Genomic DNA, 18,498 nt, shown 5'->3' with positions numbered 1-18,498 from the left:
AACCGGGCTGGAGCACGGTTTCACACTCACGACCACCTGCTCACGTCCGGGTGCGGAGGCGTTCGGCGAAGGCGTCGTGGGCGCGGGTCATGTCCTCCGCCCGGTCGACACCGGTAAAGGGGAGGACGTAGCGGCCGAGGTCAGCCTTGTCGCCGTGCTTGGCGTACTCCTTGAGGACATCCTTGGGGACCTGGCGGCCGTTGGCGTCGAACCGCATCTCCCGCTCGTACTTGCGCAGCACCCCGAACTGGGTCCGGTAGATCGTGCACAACTCCTCGGCGGTGATGTCCAACATGATCGCAGCCAAGGCATCGATCTCCACCAACGCCTGCCGCCGATCAAAATCCACCCGAAGCGGAGTCCCCATCTCCCACTCCCTCTTCACGTCCCCCAGCGCCGGCCGGTCGCTGCGATCGTGAGTCCAGGAGTCCTCCTGCCACCGCTCGTCGAAGAGTTCCTGCCAAAACGGCTCATAGTGCCGGGTTAAGCAGTTCAGGCGGAGAGCACGCAGGATGAGTTCGGGTTCGAGCGCGTGGTTTCGAACGTGGGGAAACCTTGACGTCACGTCAGTAAATACATTGGTTTTTCCTGAAATCTTCAACAGAAAGTCCACAGGAATAGACGCCCACATTCCCGCCGCCACCGCCATGTCCGCGAAATCACTCAATGTAAGAGCAAACACGCCATTAATGTGCGCAGGTCCAGGCGGAATCAACGACGCATTAAGCGTGCGAACAGTCGACGAATCCACCATGCGGCGCCATGCAAGTCGCCAAAACTCATTCGACGGCCTTCCATCCCAGTGTGGATACCCCAAGAAGTATTCCTCGCGCCGCTTCGCACGCTGATAATTGGTACGCGGAATGACCCATTCGCGGGCCTCCTCAAGATTCCAATCATCATAGTCACCGGCACTACGCATCGACGGCCTCGGCTGCTTTGCCAATGGCGTAGCAACAGCGAAGTGTGGCCCCTGAAGGATCACATCATCCAGATTTTCAACAACATCAGATCGCTGCACAAAATAGCCAGATTTACGATGTGTCGTTTCATTAAATCCAGCTGTCCAATAGAAGTCAATTTCTCCAATTCGCGACGATACCGCAAGCTTATCCAAAACAGCTTGACTTGCCGTGTTGACCGGGCGCGCCATCCGAGCTTCGTCCACTGGAGTTCCCGGCTCATCCAGAAGCGCCGCCCAGCCTGCAAGAACTTCTCGATCCACCTCCACGATCCGGCTTCGGTGCGGGCGAACATCCCATTCACCATCGTCGTCCTTTAGTCCAGGCTCTCCACCGGAACCGTCGTGATCTATAGATCGACTAATAACATCGGGCCTGTATATTGACGACGCATTCAAGAATTTCAGCTGACCACCATGGCCATATACGTGAACACCAAAGAAGGACTTGTCCGTTACCTCTTCAAACAGTTTTAGTGCGTTCTGAAATTGCCAGTGCCTACGCAGCCTTCGATAAGTTTCCCTCCTTAGTCGCCCGGCCCTAGCTTCAGTGAAATGACTCTCCGGATGAATAAGACCAACAACTCCGGTCGATCTCATCGAACGCCAGGTGCGCTCCATGAAGCATCGGTATAGATCCGGACGGAGACCAGCGAGCATTGGTCGATCTGTATCACTGCCAAGGTGTTCGATTACGCCAGCGTTAAATGCCCTCTCATTAAGGTACTCGTCAGTATATCCCTGCATTAGGACACTTTCTCGACGCTCAGCCTTAACCGTAATATCGGCTTTCTCGTTGAACGTGAACCATGGATCTTTCTCCGCCAGTACCGTGTCATCTTCCCAGTCTGGCCGCACCCAGGGCGGATTCCCCGCCTGGAGATCGAAGCCACCTGCCGCGAAGATTGGGGCGAAGTCGAGTTCCCAGTGGAAGAAGCCTTCCTTGTCCGCGATGCGTTGGCATTCTTCGAGCCAAGGTTGCCGGACAACGGTTTCGTGGACGTCGCGCATGTTGTACCAGAGGCGTTCCGCATCCTCCGCGTCATCGAGACTCTCCCAGTCCGAGTACACGAACAGGCTCTCGAATTCGCCTTGCCGTTCCGCGCGCGTCTGCTTCACGATATGGCGGCCCAACAGGGCTTCCAGGCCGTCGAGCCAGTCGTCCCAGTCCGGGGGTTCGCAGTCGGCGGTCGTCGGCCAGAACCACAGCGCGCACCATGCGTCCATGGCTCGGCGCAGGCGGCGGTAGGAGTTGTTCTCGTCCGCCAGGAACTCCTCGACCTGCTCGCGGGTCACTCCGTTCGACCGTCGCGTGATCTCCGGCGCACCCCACACGTCCGCCTCGCGGCTGATCTTCTCCTCGGCGATCTCCAGCCGCTGCGCGGCCAGCGACCACAGCGACTCCACCCGCCGAGCCAGCGCGTGCAACCGCTCGCGCTGCTTCGCGTTCGGTGCCTTACGGACCGCGGTACGCCACTTCTTGAGCTTCGCCACCTCTTCCGGCACCAGCTCCTTGGCTTCCTTGGTCTCGGCGACCGCGCCCCAACCCTTGGCCGGGAGCAGGAAGTGGTGCACCTTGCCGGTGCCGAGCGCGCCCAACGGCACGTCACCGTTGATCGGCAGGTCCTTCGGCACCACGTCCAGCCACTTGAACGCCTTCTTCGGCGGCACGTCGTACACCGCGCGCCGCCCGCCGATCAGCGAGTTGCCCCGCCGCAGGTGCAGACCGAACCACGGTGCCTGCAACCCGGCGTGCATGGCGTTGAGCCACAACGACACCTCCGCCAGCTCGACCGCGGTGCCGTTGAGGTCCACGCCGTAGCACTGGTGCAGGCTCAAATACGCCTTGACGCGCTGCAGTTCAAGCGCATACCGCTCCGGCGGGATCACCTCGCCGAGCTCCTCCTGCCGACGCTTGAGGTACTCCTCGGCGAGCTGGTTCACCGCCTCGATCAGGAACGCCCCCGAGCCCAGCGCGGGCTCGCACACCGTGTACTCCAGAATCCGCCCGGCCGGAGTGCGTTCGCCACCCTGATCCAGCAGCTCGGCCAGCGAATGCTTCACCACGCAGCGGGTCAGCACCTCCGGCGTGTAGTACGAGGCGCTGCGCTGTCGTTCCCGCCCAGACAACCGGTACACGAACGTGCCCTTGCGGTGCAGCCGCCGGCGCGGCTCACCCGTCTCCGGATCTTCGTCCCTGACGAACACCTCGTCCGGGAGCTCCTGCGCCTGCTTGGCGTTCACCACCCAGGTGCCCTTGCTCGGGTCACCGCCCTTGGCGACCTCGTAGAGGTCCTCCTCCGCCAGGAAACCGGAATAGGACATCAGACCCTCGTACACTGCACCGAGCTGGTTGATGCCCAACTGCGCGTACGAGACAAACCCAGCGTCGCGGCCCTTCGTCGGCTTGGACAACAACAACTTCCGCAACACCGTCTGCAAGCACTGGTTGCCCAACCCGACACCACGGACCCGCAGCGCACCGCGCTCGGGATCCCAGTTTTCGTCCACATTGGATGGATCGTCGATCAGCGAAATGGCGCCTTCGGCGAACAAGGCCGCACGCAGGGCCTCGAACGGCAACCCGTCGTCCTCGGCTTCGTGCCCCTGGTCAACCAGATGGAACAGCTTGTGCAGCGACTCGTAGAAGTGGGTGCCGTCCAGCGAACGCCGCTCGGTCAGCTCAACCAAAGCCAGATCACGCAGCCGGTCCAGGCCGTAGCCCTCGGCATACTCCGGTGCCTTCGCAGGCACGATCTCCAACTCCGGCCGCGCCTCCGCATACAGCAGGAACAGGATGCGGTACAAAAACCGCAACGCCTGCTTCTGCAGCATCAGCGGCAGAACTTTGAGGCCGTCGACCTGCAGCCTGGCGCGGCGGCGACGCGCCACGATCTCGTTGGCCACCAGCTCGACCGACTCGCGCACGCCCTCGCGCAGGTCTTTCGACACCCCGACGGCGTGCTTGACCGACTCCTCCAGCATCGCGTCCAGGCCGCAAGAACCGTCCTCGCGCGGAAGCAAGCCGTCCGAGCCGACCAGCGCGGCGATCGTCTCCAGCTCGCCAGCCGACCGGATGTCCTTGCGTTCGGCCGCCGTGGCCAGATCCACCGCCAGCCAACGCCCCTCCGGCCAGCGCTCCCGGTCGGTCAGCAACATCCAGCCGCCGGCCTGCACCAACACCAGCCGCGGCGGCTCCTCCGCCAGGAACAGCGCGGAAATCACCTTGCCGAGACCCGGCTCCGGCTTACCGTCGATGGTCGCCGGGGCCAGCAATCGTCCCAGGCCCTCTTCCGTCTCCGCGTTCCAGTCGAGGATGTCCTCCACGGTGCGCGCATCCATCGCCTGCAAGATCACCAGGTGCAGGCCCGACGCGGTGCGATGCGCGACCCCATCGACCTCGACTCCCGCCCCGAGCCGGACCACCTTGATCTGACCCACCGGCGCATCCAGCAACAACGCCCGCCTGGTCTGCCGGTAGAACTCGCGCAAGACGTCCTGGTCAGCCCGGTCCCGGGCGGACGCCAACAGCCTCGCGGCAGTCCCGGCGAATCCGGTCAGACCGCTGCGGGGCGTTGCGACCTTGACTTCCTCGCGTTCCGCCCAGTCCTTGCGCAACGCCTTGACCCGCGTCGGGAACTGCTCCGACAGGTAGTGCTCGGAGACGAAATCCCCAGTCACCACCACCGAATCGAACGCACTCACCGAACCCCCTCCTGCACGTCCTGCCGGGGAGCGATGACCGCAAGCACGCGCACCCCCGGTTTGCCCACAGCGTGCAGCGACTCCAACGACTTCTTTGCGCCCTGCACGATCGCATCTATCTGATTCACCATCCGCGTCCGCGGCCCGGCGTCCCGCCCCTCGGCGATCCGCCTGCTGTCGGCCTCCCAGCGCTCCAGACGCGCCTCGGCCTCCCACACCGGAGCGGCCAGTTGCTTGCCCTGCTCCGCCAGAATCCGTTTCAGGTGGGCGCGCATCGCCTCGACGCCTTTGGGCACCAACCACTGCCAGTCGCTCGGGTCGAGGTCGTAGCCAGCATTGATTCCGCCGTCCCGGATACCGGCATCTTCCAGGATCTCCAGCGCATCCGAACTGCCGATCGGGCCGGATCGCGGATCGTCATCGACGAACCCGAACGCCCAGTTCGTGCAGCTCACCATCTGGCCGCGGGCATTGGTCAACGTACCCTGCACGAGAACCGTCGGCAGCTCGACATCCCCGACGACCAGCGGCACCTGGTTGCGCTCGAAACGAGCGAGCGCCCGGTCACACGCCCAATCCAGCACCGGATGCAGCGGGCCGAGAAAATGCTCCTCCGGCCACAGCGTGCCGGACTCCTTGTGATCCCTAGCCCGCTTCAGCGAAACCTCGGCCCGCTGCCTGTCGGCCGCCAGCACCAAGCGCTCAAGCACCTTGCGTTCGCTCCGATACGACTGCGGCAACGCCCGGAACCGGCGCTTCAGGTCCGGCGGTGGGGTCAGCCGAACCCAGCTGCCGTCCTCGGCCTCCTCCCAAGCCACGCCGCCCCTGCCGACCGACTCGGCCGGGTTGGGATACACCTCCCTGAGCGCGTCCCGGAGGAAGTCGAGATCGGTGCGGAACAGGTTGTGCCCCTCGTCGACCTCCACGTCGTCCGGGGCTTGCTGATCGCCCTGCGCCATCAGCTGGTGAAAGAAGTCCCATTCGCCGACGTCGTCGGAGAGCTCCGGCACCACCTCATCGATGTCGCGCCCCTTCGCCAAGACCTCCGCTACCGCCTGCTCCTCCTTGGTGACGCTGTGCAGGTTCAGCAAAGTGGCGGCATCGCCCAGCGCCTGGTGCGCGGCATGCTCCTTGTCCAGCAGCTTGGTCAACACGCGCACATCACCGGTGAAACGGTCGTTGGCCGAAGTCAAGGCTAGTGCGGTGATCTGCGGCGGGTGCTTCTGGCCGTACCGGTCGATCCGGCCGTTGCGCTGCTCGATGCGGATGAGGCTCCACGGAATGTCGACGTGTACAAGGTTGTGGCAGTGGGCGTGCAGGTTGACGCCCTCGCTAGCGACATCACCTGCAACCAAGACCCGCACCGGAGAATCCGCGAGCTTGAACTGCTCCACAACCCATTGCTGCTTGTCATCCGGCAAACCGCCGTGCAACATGTCGAAGGCATCGGCCGACATGCGCAGGGCTTTCGGAAGTTCTTGCTGCAGCCAGCGCAAGGTCGCCAACCGCTCGCTGAACAGCACAACCCTGGTTTCCGACTTCGGGCCGATACCGATATTGCGGAGATAGTCGACCAGTTCGGCAAGTTTCGACTCACCCGCCGCCTGCGCCTCGGTCGCGAGCTCATCCAAAGTGTCCAGCGCGGACAATTCGGCTTCGGTTCGTTTTTTACTCTGCTTGCGATTCGCGATCGTCTCACGCAACGCTGCGGTCGACGAGAGCGCGGCTTTCGCCAAGGTCCAGGGGAACAACGCGTTGTTGCTTCCCTCCAGAGGCGAACGCCCCGGCTCGGGATAGAGCCAGGTGTCCGCCAGCTCGTTGATGATCTTCTCTTCCGCGGGGCTGGCCGGAATCGCCAGCACCTTCGGTTCCGGACGCTCCGCCCAGTCCTTGCCGACCTCGTTGGCCACATCAGCGGAATGCCGGTGCCGCCGCACGAAAAGGTGAGCGATGTCGTCGACCTGATAGTCGCTCCGGTCACTGATCGCGGTAACATCCAACAAGCTCACCAGCTCAGCGAACGATTCCGGCTTGCCGTTATGCGGTGTGGCCGAGGCGAGCACCAGCGCATCGGTCCGCGGGGCCAGCACGCGCGCCAGCTCGTTGTTCAGGGTGCCGGTGTTGGTCAGGTTGTGCGATTCGTCGATCACCACCGCATCCCAATGATGCTTTTCCAGGTGTGCCCGATACTGACCGGATTTCAGGGTGTCGACCGAGACGATCATCTTGCGGTAGTAGGTGAAGGGGTTGCGGCTGGCAGGTAGCTCCTGCCGGACGCGTTTGATGCCATCGGAATCCAGCCGCACCAATGGGATGGCGAACCTGGTCCACAGCTCGTGCTGCATCTGCTCCAGGACATGGCGCGGCGTCACGACCAGAATCCGCTCGGCGCGGCCTCGCCGCGCGAGCTCGGCCAACAACATTCCGATTTCCAGCGTCTTCCCGAGACCGACGGCGTCCGCGATCAAGATCCGGGTTCGCAGGTTCGTGCGGGACAATGCCTGGGCTACGGCACGGCGCTGGTAGCCGAGCTCATCCAGCAACATCCGATGGGAAACGATCAAACGCTCATCGTGCAACGGCACGGCCGTCTTTCGCAGCACCGCTTCCAGCCACAGCCTCGTGCGACGAAATTGCGGGGAGTCATCCGGAACCACTTCGGCTTTCTCCGGGACCAGCGGGCGGAGTTCGTCCAAGTCAGTCAGGAACGTCGCGTCGGTGTCTCGCACCAGCTCCGACACGCCAGTGCAGGACACCGCCCACGCGTTGTTCTTCAAACGTTGCGCCGACCGGACAATCCACGCCTCGTCACGGACTTCCACGATCGTTCCCGGCGCAAAGCCATCCACCTGTTCGTCGGCCAACCCGTGCCCCCTAACCTTCGTGGTATCCAGCCGATCACATAGTGCATCGTGCCGGAAGGGGCTCGTCACACGGGCCGTTTCGGAAACGTCGGCTCACCCAGGGCAGAGGTTCATGCAAGACCGCACCGAGATCATCACTACCCGGGGGCGTTGGGTTCGGTCGCCGGGTGTTGCGACGACGTTTGGCTCGGGGAGCTGGTGACCGACGGCTCGGAGGTCGTCGGGTCCGGCTCGGAAGTGATCGTCAGCAGGACCTCCGGTGGCGGCGGCTTCCGGACCGGCGTGCCCGTCGGGCTCGGGTATGCCGGCAGCTGGCCCGGCGGCTGCTGCACCGGTGGCGGGACCGGTGGCTGCTGCGACGGCTCCTGCGACGTGGTCGAGCCCGGGTTCGGCTCCGACTGCACCACGGGCGGCACGGCGGGTTGGAGCGGATCGTCTGACTGGTGGCTGACCAGCGCGATCCCGCCCCCGACCAGCAGCACCGCGCCGAGTCCGCTACCCGTCGCGGCCAGCATTCCGTTGCGCTGCCGGCGGCGACGCGCGGCGGCCACCAGCGACCACTCCGCCCCGGTCCGCACCGGGATGTCCAGCTGGTCATCCTGGAAGACCCGTTGCAGCTCATCCTCCAGATCCATCACACGTCACCTCCTTCCACCAACGGCCCGAGCCGCTTGCGCAGCGTCGCCAGCGCCTTGCTGGCCTGGCTCTTCACCGTTCCGCGGCTGACGCCGAGCGTCTCGGCGATCTCCAGCTCGGAAAGCCCCTCGTAGTAACGAAGCACGACCACCGTGCGTTGCCTCGGCGGCAGCGATCGCAGCGCGACCCACACCGGCTCGTGCTCCAGGCGATCCTGCTGAATGGCGGCGGGAACGTCCGGGAAGTCGGCGAGCAGCGTTTCGCGGCGCGTCCGCCGCCAGCGGCTGACGTGCGTGTTCGCCATCGCCTTGCGCACGTAGGCGCTGGGGTCCGCGCAGTGCCGGCTGATCTTCGCCCAGCGGGCGCCGACCTTCTCCAGCACGATCTGCACCAGGTCGGCGGCGTCGTGCGGATTGCCGGTCAGGGCATGGCCGTAGCGGATCAGCCCGGGTAGCGCCACCCGGACGAACTCCGCGAAGTCATCTTCTGTTGCCGCCATGTCCCCCCGACGCGCCTGCCCGCGGTAGACACCGGACGCCTCGGCGGCGGTCGGCACGGCGGGCAGGTGCGCGGTCACCCCTCCACCCCCTCAACGTCAGGTATCGCCGTGGAGGGACACGCCGCAACGCGCCGATGGGTTGCCGGACGCGCCCTTGATCACTCGATCGGCGCAACGAGGACGGGTTTCGCGAGGTGTTGGATGCCGTGCCCGGCGACGCGCGCCGTTCCCTGGAGCAAACCGGCTCGCCACCACGAGCTGGTCGTCAACGAGGCGGCACCTTGCCTCGCCGACGGCTCCGAACCCAACACCAAGCCCACTATGGACACCCCCGGTCGGATGTCCGGTCGGATGTCGGATCGGATGTCGGATCGGATGTCGGATCGGATGTCGGATCGGATGTCGGTCCGGTCGGATGTCGGTCCGGTCGGATGTCGGTCCGGTCGGATGTCGGATCGGATGTCGGGTGGACCTGGCCGCAATTTCAATGGAAATCACGGAACATCGGCGTGTCGGACCCCGACACGCCGATGGCTGTGGATAACTTCCGCAATTTCAATGGAAATCAGAGGTCCGATTTCCATTGAAATTGCGGTTCACGGGTCAGCGGATGGTGACCTGGCGGCCGCGGAGGCCGTCGCGGGCGCGCCGCTCCGCCGCGTCCAGCGGCTCCGAGTCCAGCGAGCCGAGGGCCTCCGCCAGTCGGCGCCCGAGCTCCGCAGCGGGCTCGTCCCACTCGCGCGCGTGCTTCTCTCGATCGAGGTCCCACACCGGCACCAGCAGGCCGTGCGCGCGGAAGGATCCGGCGAACTTGCTGTCCTCGCCCAGCGTCAGCTGGCCCCGGGCGGACAACCGCGCGAGCGCCGCCAGCAGCTGCTCCTCCGGCTCCGGCCGCACCCACCGCAGGTGCGCCTTCTCGCCCGCGTCCACCCAGTACGCGGATTCCACGCCTTCGGCGGTCAGCCGCTCGGTGGGCATGATCGCGGCGTTCGCCCGCTCCAGGGACAGCGCGACCTCGCCGGTCGGCTCCACGTCGTCGGGCAGCCACCAGGCGAAGTCCTTGTGCAGCTCGACGTCCAGCGGCGCGGCCGGGTCGAGCAGGTCCTGCAGACGGTTGGGGACGGTGCCGACCTCGGCCGTCTCCGGACCCACCACCGACAGCGATTCGCCCAGCTCGGCGGCCTGCACCCACTCGACGGCGCGCGCAAGATCCCGGCTGATATCACCGGAATGGGTCTGCACCTGGAGCCCGATGAAGGCCTTGTCGTCGTTGCGCCGCAGCGCCGCGGCGGCCATCGGGAGCACGGTCGCGAGGGTAACTTCGCCTTCGCCGCGCAGCGGCAGCTTCGCCGTCGCCGACGGCACGAACTCGCGCAGCGCCACCAGCTCGCACTCGGCGGCCAGCCCCTCGAAAGGCCTGGTCACGATCACGTCGGTGGCACCACCGGCGGCACCGTGGCAAGCCTTGTAGCGCTTCCCGGAACCGCACGGGCAGGGCTGGCGCGGCTTGATCCCGGTGTCCGCCTGAGGCTTGGGTGCGGTTCGCTTCGACACTGCAAATCCCCTCGCTCGCGGTCAATTCGCCGTGACGCTACCGAACTGCGCGGGCTCCGATTCAGCCAGGTGGAAGCGGGTGGACGCGGGCGAGTTGGTGGCCACGAAGCGAACTCCGGCGCGGCGGCACAGCTCGACGTCGGCGGGGTCGTCGACCGTCCAGCAGTACGTGTCGCGGCCGAGCGCGGCGACACGCGCGACGAAACCCGGATCCTCGCGCAGCAGCCGGATGTCCGGGCCGGCGAGGTCCGCCCACGGTGGCAGCACGCCGGACCGCCACGAGCTGCGGAAACTGTCGAACAGCAGCACGGTCGGCACCCCGGGCGCTGCCTCGCGGAACCGGCGCACCGCTGACTGGGAAAACGACATCATCAGCACCGGCGAGCTCTCCGGATCCGTGGGCGCCGCCAGCCCGTGGCGGGCCAGCAGCGCGACGAGCTTGTGCTCCACCAGCCCGCCGTAGCGGACCGGGTGCTTGGTCTCGATGAACAGCCTGACCGGCCGCGAGTGTTCCCGGACCAGGCCGAGGACTTCGTCGAGGGTCAGCACGCCGTGCGCGGGCGTTGCGGCCGGGCGGCGCACCAGCTCATCCGCGGACGCCGGCGGTTCCTGGTGCCAGCCGCCGAAGTCCACTTCGGACATCGCGGCGACGGTGAGCTCGCTGACCACGCCGCGGCCGCTGGAGGTCCGGTCGATGCGGCGGTCGTGCACGCACACGAGCCGGCCGTCCCGGCTGACCCGGATATCGCATTCGAGTGCATCGGCGCCCTGTTCCAGGGCCAGTTCGTAAGCACCGCGGGTGTGCTCGGCGCGATGCGCAGAGGCCCCTCGGTGCGCAACGACGTCGGGGGTCGGTTGCCGCACGGCGCCTATTATGCGGGCGACCTCGATCCACTTCCGGCATCTGTGACACACCACAACGCCGCCGCGCCCGCGATGAGGACCTGTTGCGCCTGCTCAGCTACCGCGAGCGCTTTCGGGCGCCGCAGAGGCTGTTTTGCAAGGTGCTGGTGTGAAGCGAACCGTTTGTGTCGTCTATCGAGGCGAACAGGCCGTTCGCTGCACACCGGTTAGCGAGGCCACTCCCGCTGGGGCAGCCATCGGGACCGCCCGGCAGAACGAGTTCCCACGCAGCCTCTACGGCGCCCAGAACGCTCACGGGTGATCAGCAGCGGAACGGTCGTGCACGAGTCGTGGATCCCGGAGCAGAAATCAGCGCGGGGCGCTTGCGGGGCGCGTGGCTCGGGGTGTGGGCGGAGCCGCGCGGACGGCCCGGACGCGGAGGTGCTTGAGCTCCGTCGGGTCCATCGGGGCGAGCAGCCGCATCAGGTACTTGATCAGGCGCGCCGTCAGGATCGCCAGGAGCGTGACCAGGGCGTTGTTGAGCACGTGCAGCAGCACTCCGTCGGCCATGGCCTGGACGCTGCCGAAGAACCCCCAGGCGAACGCGAGCCAGCCGAACAGCAGGGTCGCCGCCCACGCCGCCCACCACAGCCGGACGCGCAGCGTCGGGGACGGTCGCGCGCCTCGCTCCCGTACTCGCTCCGCGACGAGCACCGAATGCTCCAGCTCGGCCAGCGCCGAGCCCGGCACGGTCAGGTTCAGCCCCGGGACCAGGACTCCGACGACCACCTGCCAGTCCGGCCGGGCATTCTGCACCCCGATGCGCTCGGCGGCCGCGGCGCGCGCCCGCAGCCCCCACAGGACGACGAGAACGCCGGAGAGCACGCCCAGCACCCAGAGGACCACGCCGGCCGTGCCGACCAAGGCGTCGGAGATCGCCAGCGCCGTGCGCGGCAGCGCCTGGCTGCGGCTGATCAGCAGCAGCACGTACCGCCAGCCCTCGGCGAGGGTGGCCAGCGCCGCGACCGCGGTGGTGATCCACAGCGCCACCACCGCCGTTCCGGCGGTGGACTCCGCCCGCACCATCGGATCCGCGTGCGGCCGCAGCGGCAGCGCCAGCGGCCACCGCCACGCGAGCAGCGGGAATCCCCAGCGCGGCACGGCCGGGTAGGCCGGCGGGCCGGTGTAGCGGCGCGGTCGGCGCGGGGGACGGATCCGCCGCGGGCCGCCGGGTGGGGTGGCGACCCACTGCACGCCCGGCCCGGGGCCGGGAGGCCGGGCCGTCACAGCACGTACGGCTCGCTGTCGGCGTCATCGGAGACCAGCGGCCGACCGATGGCCGACCAGCCGTTCATGCCGCGCTCGACGTTGATCGCGTCCCAGCCGTTGGCGCCCAGGTACGCGGCGACCTTCGCCGACCGGCCGCCGGAGCGGCAGATCACATAGACCTGGTCGCACTCCGGGATCTCGTCGAGCCGCTGCACGAGCTCGCTCATCGGGATGTGCACGGCCTCGGGCGCGTGCCCGGCCTGCCACTCGTTCGCCTCGCGCACGTCGAGCAGCACGCTGCCCTCGGGCAGCTGGGCGGGCAGCTCCTCGGGCTGCACTCCGGGAACCTGATGACCGGGAACTGGGGTAGTCACACCCCGATGCTGCCACGCGAGGCGTGGTACCCGCGTAAGAGGGCGCGCGGACGGCCCGGCTCGCGCGGGCTCCGGGACCGCTTCGCCACCCGGCTCGCGCGGCCGGTCCGGCCAGGTGTGGACTCGATCGGGAGAAGCCCTCGAACCTTCCGTCTTGACCTGCAATTACTCCGGACGGATTTGAGGTTGTTCACACTTTCAGTGGAGATCCCGAAAGAAACGATGTTTTCGTGATCTTCCATGTCACAGTGTGCTGGCTCGATTCAGGTCCCTTCTCGGGATCCGTCCGTAAGGAAAGGAAGACATGTTTCGTCGAGCCATTCTCCGCTGGCCGAACGGCAGCGACTGGGGTCATCTGGCGACCGTTTCCGACGACGGCGGGTTGCCGCAGTTCGCCGGCTTCGTACAGATGAGCGACCCGCGCGTGCAGGACCTCCTGGCCCGGATCGCCCCCAGGCCGGCCGGCGGAGACATGTGGGAAGCGCACTTCACCACCAACGACTCCGAATCGGCCGCCGAACTGATCGCGGCCTGAACGGCCCCACCGAACGACGAGGCGCCCCGCCCGGCTCGGCCGGACGGGGCGCCTCGTCGCAGCTACCGGATCAGTGCGAGATCGCCTTCTCCGCGCCCGCGCCGGTCAGCGACCGGACCTCCATCTCGGCGTACTTCTCGCTGTTGAACGGCTCCTTGCTCAGCACCGTCCCGAGGTAGCCGAGCAGGAACGACACCGGGATCGACACCAGACCCGGGTTCTTCAGCGGGAACAGCGCGAAGTCCAGCGACGGGAACATCGCGTCCTCGGCACCGGAAACGGCCGGCGAGAACACGATCAGCACGATCGTGACCGCCAGACCGCCGTAGATGCTCCACAGCGCACCGGTGGTGTTGAACCGCTTCCAGAACAGCGAGTACAGCAGCGTCGGCAGGTTCGCCGAGGCCGCGACCGCGAACGCCAGCGCCACCAGGAACGCCACGTTCTGGCCGTTGGCCGCGATGCCGCCAAGGATCGACACGATGCCGATGACCACGGCGGTGATCCGGGCCACCTTGACCTCCTGGCCCTTGTCCCCGACCGCGCCCTTCTTGATCACATTCGCGTAGATGTCGTGCGCGAACGAGGCGGACGCGGTGATGGTCAGGCCGGCGACGACCGCCAGGATCGTCGCGAACGCGACCGCGGAGATGAAGCCGAGCAGCAGCGGGCCGCCGATCTCCAGCGCCAGCAGCGGCGCGGCCGAGTTCACCCCGCCCGGCGCCTTCTTGATCACGTCGGAGCCGACCAGCGCCCCGGCGCCGTAGCCCAGCACCAGCGTGAACAGGTAGAACAGGCCGATCAGCCAGATCGCCCAGACCACCGAGCGGCGGGCTTCCTTGGCGGTGGGCACGGTGTAGAAGCGCATCAGCACGTGCGGCAGACCCGCGGTGCCCAGCACCAGCGCGATGCCCAGCGAGACGAAGTCCAGCTTGCTGGTCTCGGTCTTGCCGTACTGGGCGCCGGGGTTGAGCAGCTTGTCGCCGCCCACGTCAGCGGCCGCGCCGAGCAGGCCGGACAGGTTGAAGCCGTACATGCCGAGCACCCAGATGGTCATCACGAAGGCGCCCGCGATCAGCAGCCCCGCCTTGATGATCTGCACCCAGGTGGTGCCCTTCATGCCGCCGACCAGCACGTACAGGATCATCAGCGCGCCGACAACGGCGATCACCGCGGCCTGGCCGGCCTTGTTGGTGATGCCCAGCAGGAGCGCGACCAGGCCACCGGCACCGGCCATCTGCGCGAGCAGGTAGAAGAACGTCACGGCCAGGGTGGACAGCGACGCGGCGGTGCGGACCGGACGTTCCTTCATCCGGAAGCTGAGCACGTCGCCCATCGTGTACTTGCCGGTGTTCCGCAGCAGCTCCGCGACCAGCAGCAGCGCCACCAGCCAGGCGACCAGGAACCCGATGGAGTACAGGAAGCCGTCGTAGCCGTAGACCGCGATCGCCCCGGCGATGCCTAGGAACGACGCCGCCGAGAGGTAGTCACCGGCGATCGCGATGCCGTTCTGCGGGCCGGTGAACGCGCGGCCGGCCGCGTAGTAGTCGGAGGCGGTCTTGGTGTTCCGGCTGGCCCGGAACACGATGACCATCGTGACCACGACGAACAGCCCGAAGATGGCGATGTTCAGCAGGCTGTTGTCCGCGGTCTTGCTCTGGGCCAGCAGGGACAGTGCGGCGATCACTTCTGGCCTCCTTCGACGGCGCTGTCCTTCTTGACGTCGTCCTTCTCAGCGGCGGCGTCGGCCGCGTCCTTCTCAGTGGCGTCGGCCGCGTCCTTCTCAGTGGCGTCGGCCGCGTCCTTCTCAGTGGCGTCGTCCCTGCCGTCGTCGGCCGAGGTCTGGTCGGCGTCGTCGGGCTTCTCGGCGTCGTCGGACTTCTCGGCGGCGTCGGCCGGGTCGGCGGCGTCCGCCAGGCCCGTCGTGGCGACCGGGACCTTCTCGCCCGCGCCGCCTTCGAGGTTGTCCCGGATCTCCTCGGCGACCGGGTCGAGGTTCCGGTTGGCGTACCGCACGTACCAGGTGGTGATGGCGAACGTGGACACGAACTGCAGCAGGCCCAGCACGAGACCGATGTTGATGTTGCCGGCCAGCTTGATGCTCATGAAGCCGTGCGCGTAGTCGGCGAGCAGCACGTAGACCAGATACCAGGCCAGGAACAGTGCCGAGACCGGAAAGACGAAGTTGCGCAGTCTGCGTCGCAGGTTGGTGAATTCGGGGCTGCTTTGAGCAGCGGCCCAGGTTTCGGCGTCAATACCGGACCCGGACCCGATTTGGTCCGTGGCGCTCACAGCGTTCCTCCCACAAGAAAAGGCGCCGCTCCGGGCGCCGCCGGTACGGGAGCCTGCTGAATCATTTCAACGCGGGAACGCTACGTAGTTCCACCGCTGCTGTGAAGGCCCGTTGGGAGTATGCAAGCTAACGATCGAGTGAAGTTGACTCGGGGCATCAAGACGCATCGAATTACGCCTGACCAGGACGATTTCACCCGTTCAGCCTATTGATTTTTAACTGGTCCAGAAATTGGAACCCGAATAATAATTACATTTGAGCGTTATTCAGGCAGCGGGTGATCACCCCAAAATAGAGCAACGACCCCAACCAGGTAAGATCGTTTTCTCCCAAAGAAGACGACTTAAAGGTAGGGCCGTTGCGTTATCAGTCTACTACAGGGCTTGCTGCTGACCAGATCGAGGAGCTTGTCGTGCGTATCTGGCAGATCGTCCAGTGTCGCGGCAAGCAACCGTGGCCTCTGACGGTGGGACTGTATCGGGCTGTCGTGATCACTTTGGTGTATGTCCGACAGAATTTAAACCAGGCAGCTGTCGGCGATTTATTCGGTCTGAGCCAGCCGACTGTATCGCGGATCTATCGAGGGATTCTTCCCTTGATCGGGGAGGCATTATGTCTGCACATTCCAGATCTCAAGGATGCCATCCGTGGCCGACTCGTCCTGGTCGACGGAACCGATGTCCCGACCGGCAACCGCGCTGGTCACGAGGTCAACTACTCCGGCAAGCGCCGCCGCGCAGGCCTCAACATCCAGATCGCAGCAGATACCGATGGTGACCTGTTGGGAATATCCGCGCCGATGCGCGGCTCGATGCATGACCGCAAAGCATTCGACGAGTGCGGTTGGGAAGATCGCCTCTCGGACACCCCTACTATCGCCGACCCCGCATACCAAGGGACTCACGCGATCACTCCACGCAAGAAACCCAAGGGCGGTGAACTCTCCACAAACGACAAGGCGAACAACAAGACCATCTCCTCAATACGGTCTGCCGTCGAGCGATGCATCGCCCACGTAAAGAACTGGAAAATACTCGCCACCGGCTATCGGGGACGCCTCGCCGAACTGCCTACCATCATCCGCATTATCGCAGCGCTCGAATTCTACCGCCTTGGGTGGTAACGCTCGTGAATAACGCTCTTTGATTAAAAATTGCTCAACCAACACAAATCACACGCTGGATGATCACGGTCAGCGTTGGTGGCGGCCCTTGGTCGGCTCCGGGTTCGTGGTGCCCGCGGTGAGCCGGCCGTCGAGGAAACCGAGCCGGTCGGGCGCGTGCAGCCGCAACATCACCCGCCCCACCTCGGCCGGGACCCGCGCCCGGGTCGCGCGGCTGACCGAGTAGGTCACCGCGAACGCGATCGGCACGGTGACCAGCGCCGGCTGCCTGACCAGCGTCGCCCACCAGCTGTCCGAGTCCTCGGCGAAGTGCGCGCACGCCACCGCGATCAGCACCAGGCTCCCGCCCGCCACCATGCCGCTGGCCGCCCCCGTCGCGGTGAGCCCGCGCCACCAGATCCCCAGGACCAGCACCGGGCAGAACGTCGAAGCCGCCATCGCGAACGCCAGGCCCACGCTGCGCGCGATGTCGTGATTGTCCGCGGGCAGCGCCAACAGCGTCGGCACCAGGCAGGCCACCACGGCGGCCAGCCGGAAGTCGAGCGTCCTGCCGCACACCACGTCGCGCGAGGACAGCACCCCGGCCACGCTCACCACCAGCCCCGATGAGGTCGACAGGAAGGCGGCGAAGGCCCCGGCCGCGGTGATCGCCGCGAGCAGCCCGCCCAACCAGTTGCCCAGCATCGCCTGCGGCAGCAGCAGAACCGCCGCATCGGTCTCGCCGGTGACCAGCAACTGCGGCACATACAGCCGGGACAGCAGCCCGAAGATCGTCGGGAACAGGTAGAACGCGCCGAGCATGGCCAGCACGAAGAGGGTGGTGCGGCGCGCGCTGGTCCCGCTCGGATTGGTGTAGAAGCGGGCCAGCACGTGCGGCAGGCCCATCGTGCCCAGGAAAGTCGCGACGAGCACCGAATACGTTTCGAGCAGACTGGAAAGCCCGTCGCCGTGCGGCCGCAGCCAACTGGCGTTGTCCGGTTTTGCCGCCGAGACGACCGGAACCGCCGCGCCCGCAGGGAACCGCAGTTCGGTGCCAGCCGTCATCGAGTACTCGCCGGAGTGCAGGTAGATCGGGCCCGAGTCGTCGGCCAGCCACACCGGCTGGCTCACCCGCAACCGCACGTCGGTGTCGATGCACACCGCCGTGTCGCGCTGGAAGACCGGCGGCATCGGTTCGTCGAGCGTCCGGTGCGGCGCCCCGTTGAGGAACACCGCGAACAGTGCGAACGCGGGCACCGTGATCGCGAACAGCTTCACCCAGTACTGGAAGGCCTGCACCAACGTGACGGCCCGCAGCGCGCCGGTGGCCACAATGAGCAGCACGATCAACGCGACCGCGAAAACCCCTACCCAGTAAGGAACTCCGACGATCGCCGCCAGAGTCAGCCCGGCGCCCTGCAACTGCGGCACCAGGTAGAGCCAGCCGATCAGCACCACCAGCGCGGTGCACAGCGACCGCAGCCGCAGCGAATCCAGCCGGGCCTCGGCGAAATCCGGCAACGTGTACGCACCGGAGCGGCGCATCGGCGCGGCGACGAACAGCATCAACGCCAGGTACCCGGCCGCGAAGCCGATCGGGTACCAGAGCGCGTCCACGCCGTCCTTGAGCACCAGTCCCGCGACACCCAGGAACGACGCCGCCGACAGGTACTCACCCGAGATCGCGATCGCGTTGCGCTCTTCGCGCACCAGTTGCCGCGCGGCGGAGAAGTCGGACGTGGTGCGCGCCGACCGGGAACCCCAGATCCCGATGCCCAGGGTCGCCGCGACGATCAGCACGACGCCTAGCAGGGACCAAGAACTCGAAACCATCGCGCCGCGCCGCCCCAGGAAGGTGGAATC

12 protein-coding genes and 1 pseudogene are annotated in these 18,498 nt (G+C 66.3%); 2 read left to right on the top strand and 11 right to left on the bottom strand.

The window, feature by feature from the left end; genetic code table 11:
- Positions 1-40: 40 nt before the first annotated feature.
- From FDZ84_RS12470 to FDZ84_RS12435, 8 genes are all read right to left on the bottom strand, one after another.
- A complete protein-coding gene (locus FDZ84_RS12470; RefSeq protein ID WP_168586034.1) occupies positions 41-4,666 on the bottom strand; it encodes an Eco57I restriction-modification methylase domain-containing protein in 4,626 nt (1,541 codons plus the stop codon).
- Entirely contained in the window at positions 4,663-7,488 is a 2,826-nt protein-coding gene (locus FDZ84_RS12465) for an SNF2-related protein (RefSeq protein WP_246868964.1), read from the bottom strand. The genes FDZ84_RS12470 and FDZ84_RS12465 overlap by 4 nt, the downstream gene beginning before the upstream one ends.
- Positions 7,489-7,667: 179 nt before the next feature.
- Positions 7,668-8,165, bottom strand: a complete 498-nt coding sequence (locus FDZ84_RS12460; protein WP_168586033.1) for a hypothetical protein — start codon at positions 8,163-8,165, stop codon at positions 7,668-7,670.
- Positions 8,165-8,743: a SigE family RNA polymerase sigma factor gene (locus FDZ84_RS12455; RefSeq protein WP_168586032.1), complete on the bottom strand. Its 579-nt coding sequence runs from the start codon at positions 8,741-8,743 to the stop codon at positions 8,165-8,167. Before FDZ84_RS12455 ends, FDZ84_RS12460 begins: the two co-directional genes overlap by 1 nt.
- Positions 8,744-9,268: 525 nt before the next feature.
- Complete coding sequence (locus FDZ84_RS12450; RefSeq protein WP_168586031.1) at positions 9,269-10,219, bottom strand: DUF5926 family protein; 951 nt, start codon at positions 10,217-10,219, stop codon at positions 9,269-9,271.
- Between the two features lie 21 nt (positions 10,220-10,240).
- The gene (locus tag FDZ84_RS12445) at positions 10,241-11,083 is read right to left on the bottom strand and encodes a glycerophosphodiester phosphodiesterase family protein (RefSeq protein ID WP_168586030.1); all 843 of its coding nucleotides are present in this window, start codon (positions 11,081-11,083) and stop codon (positions 10,241-10,243) included.
- A 348-nt stretch (positions 11,084-11,431) separates the two neighbouring features.
- Positions 11,432-12,349, bottom strand: a complete 918-nt coding sequence (locus FDZ84_RS12440; RefSeq protein ID WP_246868963.1) for a DUF4328 domain-containing protein — start codon at positions 12,347-12,349, stop codon at positions 11,432-11,434.
- Positions 12,346-12,669: a rhodanese-like domain-containing protein gene (locus FDZ84_RS12435; protein WP_168586029.1), complete on the bottom strand. Its 324-nt coding sequence runs from the start codon at positions 12,667-12,669 to the stop codon at positions 12,346-12,348. Before FDZ84_RS12435 ends, FDZ84_RS12440 begins: the two co-directional genes overlap by 4 nt.
- A 340-nt stretch (positions 12,670-13,009) precedes the next feature.
- On the opposite strand from FDZ84_RS12435, the gene FDZ84_RS12430 reads away from it, so the two are divergent.
- A complete protein-coding gene (locus FDZ84_RS12430) occupies positions 13,010-13,240 on the top strand; it encodes a hypothetical protein (protein ID WP_168584092.1) in 231 nt (76 codons plus the stop codon).
- A gap of 70 nt (positions 13,241-13,310) precedes the next feature.
- On the opposite strand, the gene FDZ84_RS12425 is transcribed toward FDZ84_RS12430, so the two are convergent.
- Positions 13,311-14,834, bottom strand: a complete 1,524-nt coding sequence (locus FDZ84_RS12425) for a cation acetate symporter (RefSeq protein WP_246869163.1) — start codon at positions 14,832-14,834, stop codon at positions 13,311-13,313.
- Between the two features lie 353 nt (positions 14,835-15,187).
- A pseudogene (locus FDZ84_RS38805) lies at positions 15,188-15,532 on the bottom strand (DUF485 domain-containing protein); the annotation flags it as partial.
- A gap of 359 nt (positions 15,533-15,891) precedes the next feature.
- Here FDZ84_RS38805 and FDZ84_RS12415 point away from each other — a divergent pair.
- Positions 15,892-16,656, top strand: a complete 765-nt coding sequence (locus tag FDZ84_RS12415; protein WP_168586026.1) for a transposase family protein — start codon at positions 15,892-15,894, stop codon at positions 16,654-16,656.
- Positions 16,657-16,725: 69 nt separating this feature from the next.
- Here the strand turns inward: FDZ84_RS12415 and FDZ84_RS12410 are convergent, their stop codons facing one another.
- A complete protein-coding gene (locus FDZ84_RS12410; RefSeq protein WP_168586025.1) occupies positions 16,726-18,468 on the bottom strand; it encodes a cation acetate symporter in 1,743 nt (580 codons plus the stop codon).
- Positions 18,469-18,498 lie beyond the last annotated feature (30 nt).

Source organism: Saccharopolyspora sp. ASAGF58 (assembly GCF_012277335.1).
GTDB classification, from domain to species: Bacteria; Actinomycetota; Actinomycetes; order Mycobacteriales; family Pseudonocardiaceae; genus Saccharopolyspora; species Saccharopolyspora hattusasensis.
The sequence above is the reverse complement of the archived record's forward strand: the minus strand, read 5'-3'. Positions and strand labels throughout refer to the sequence as shown.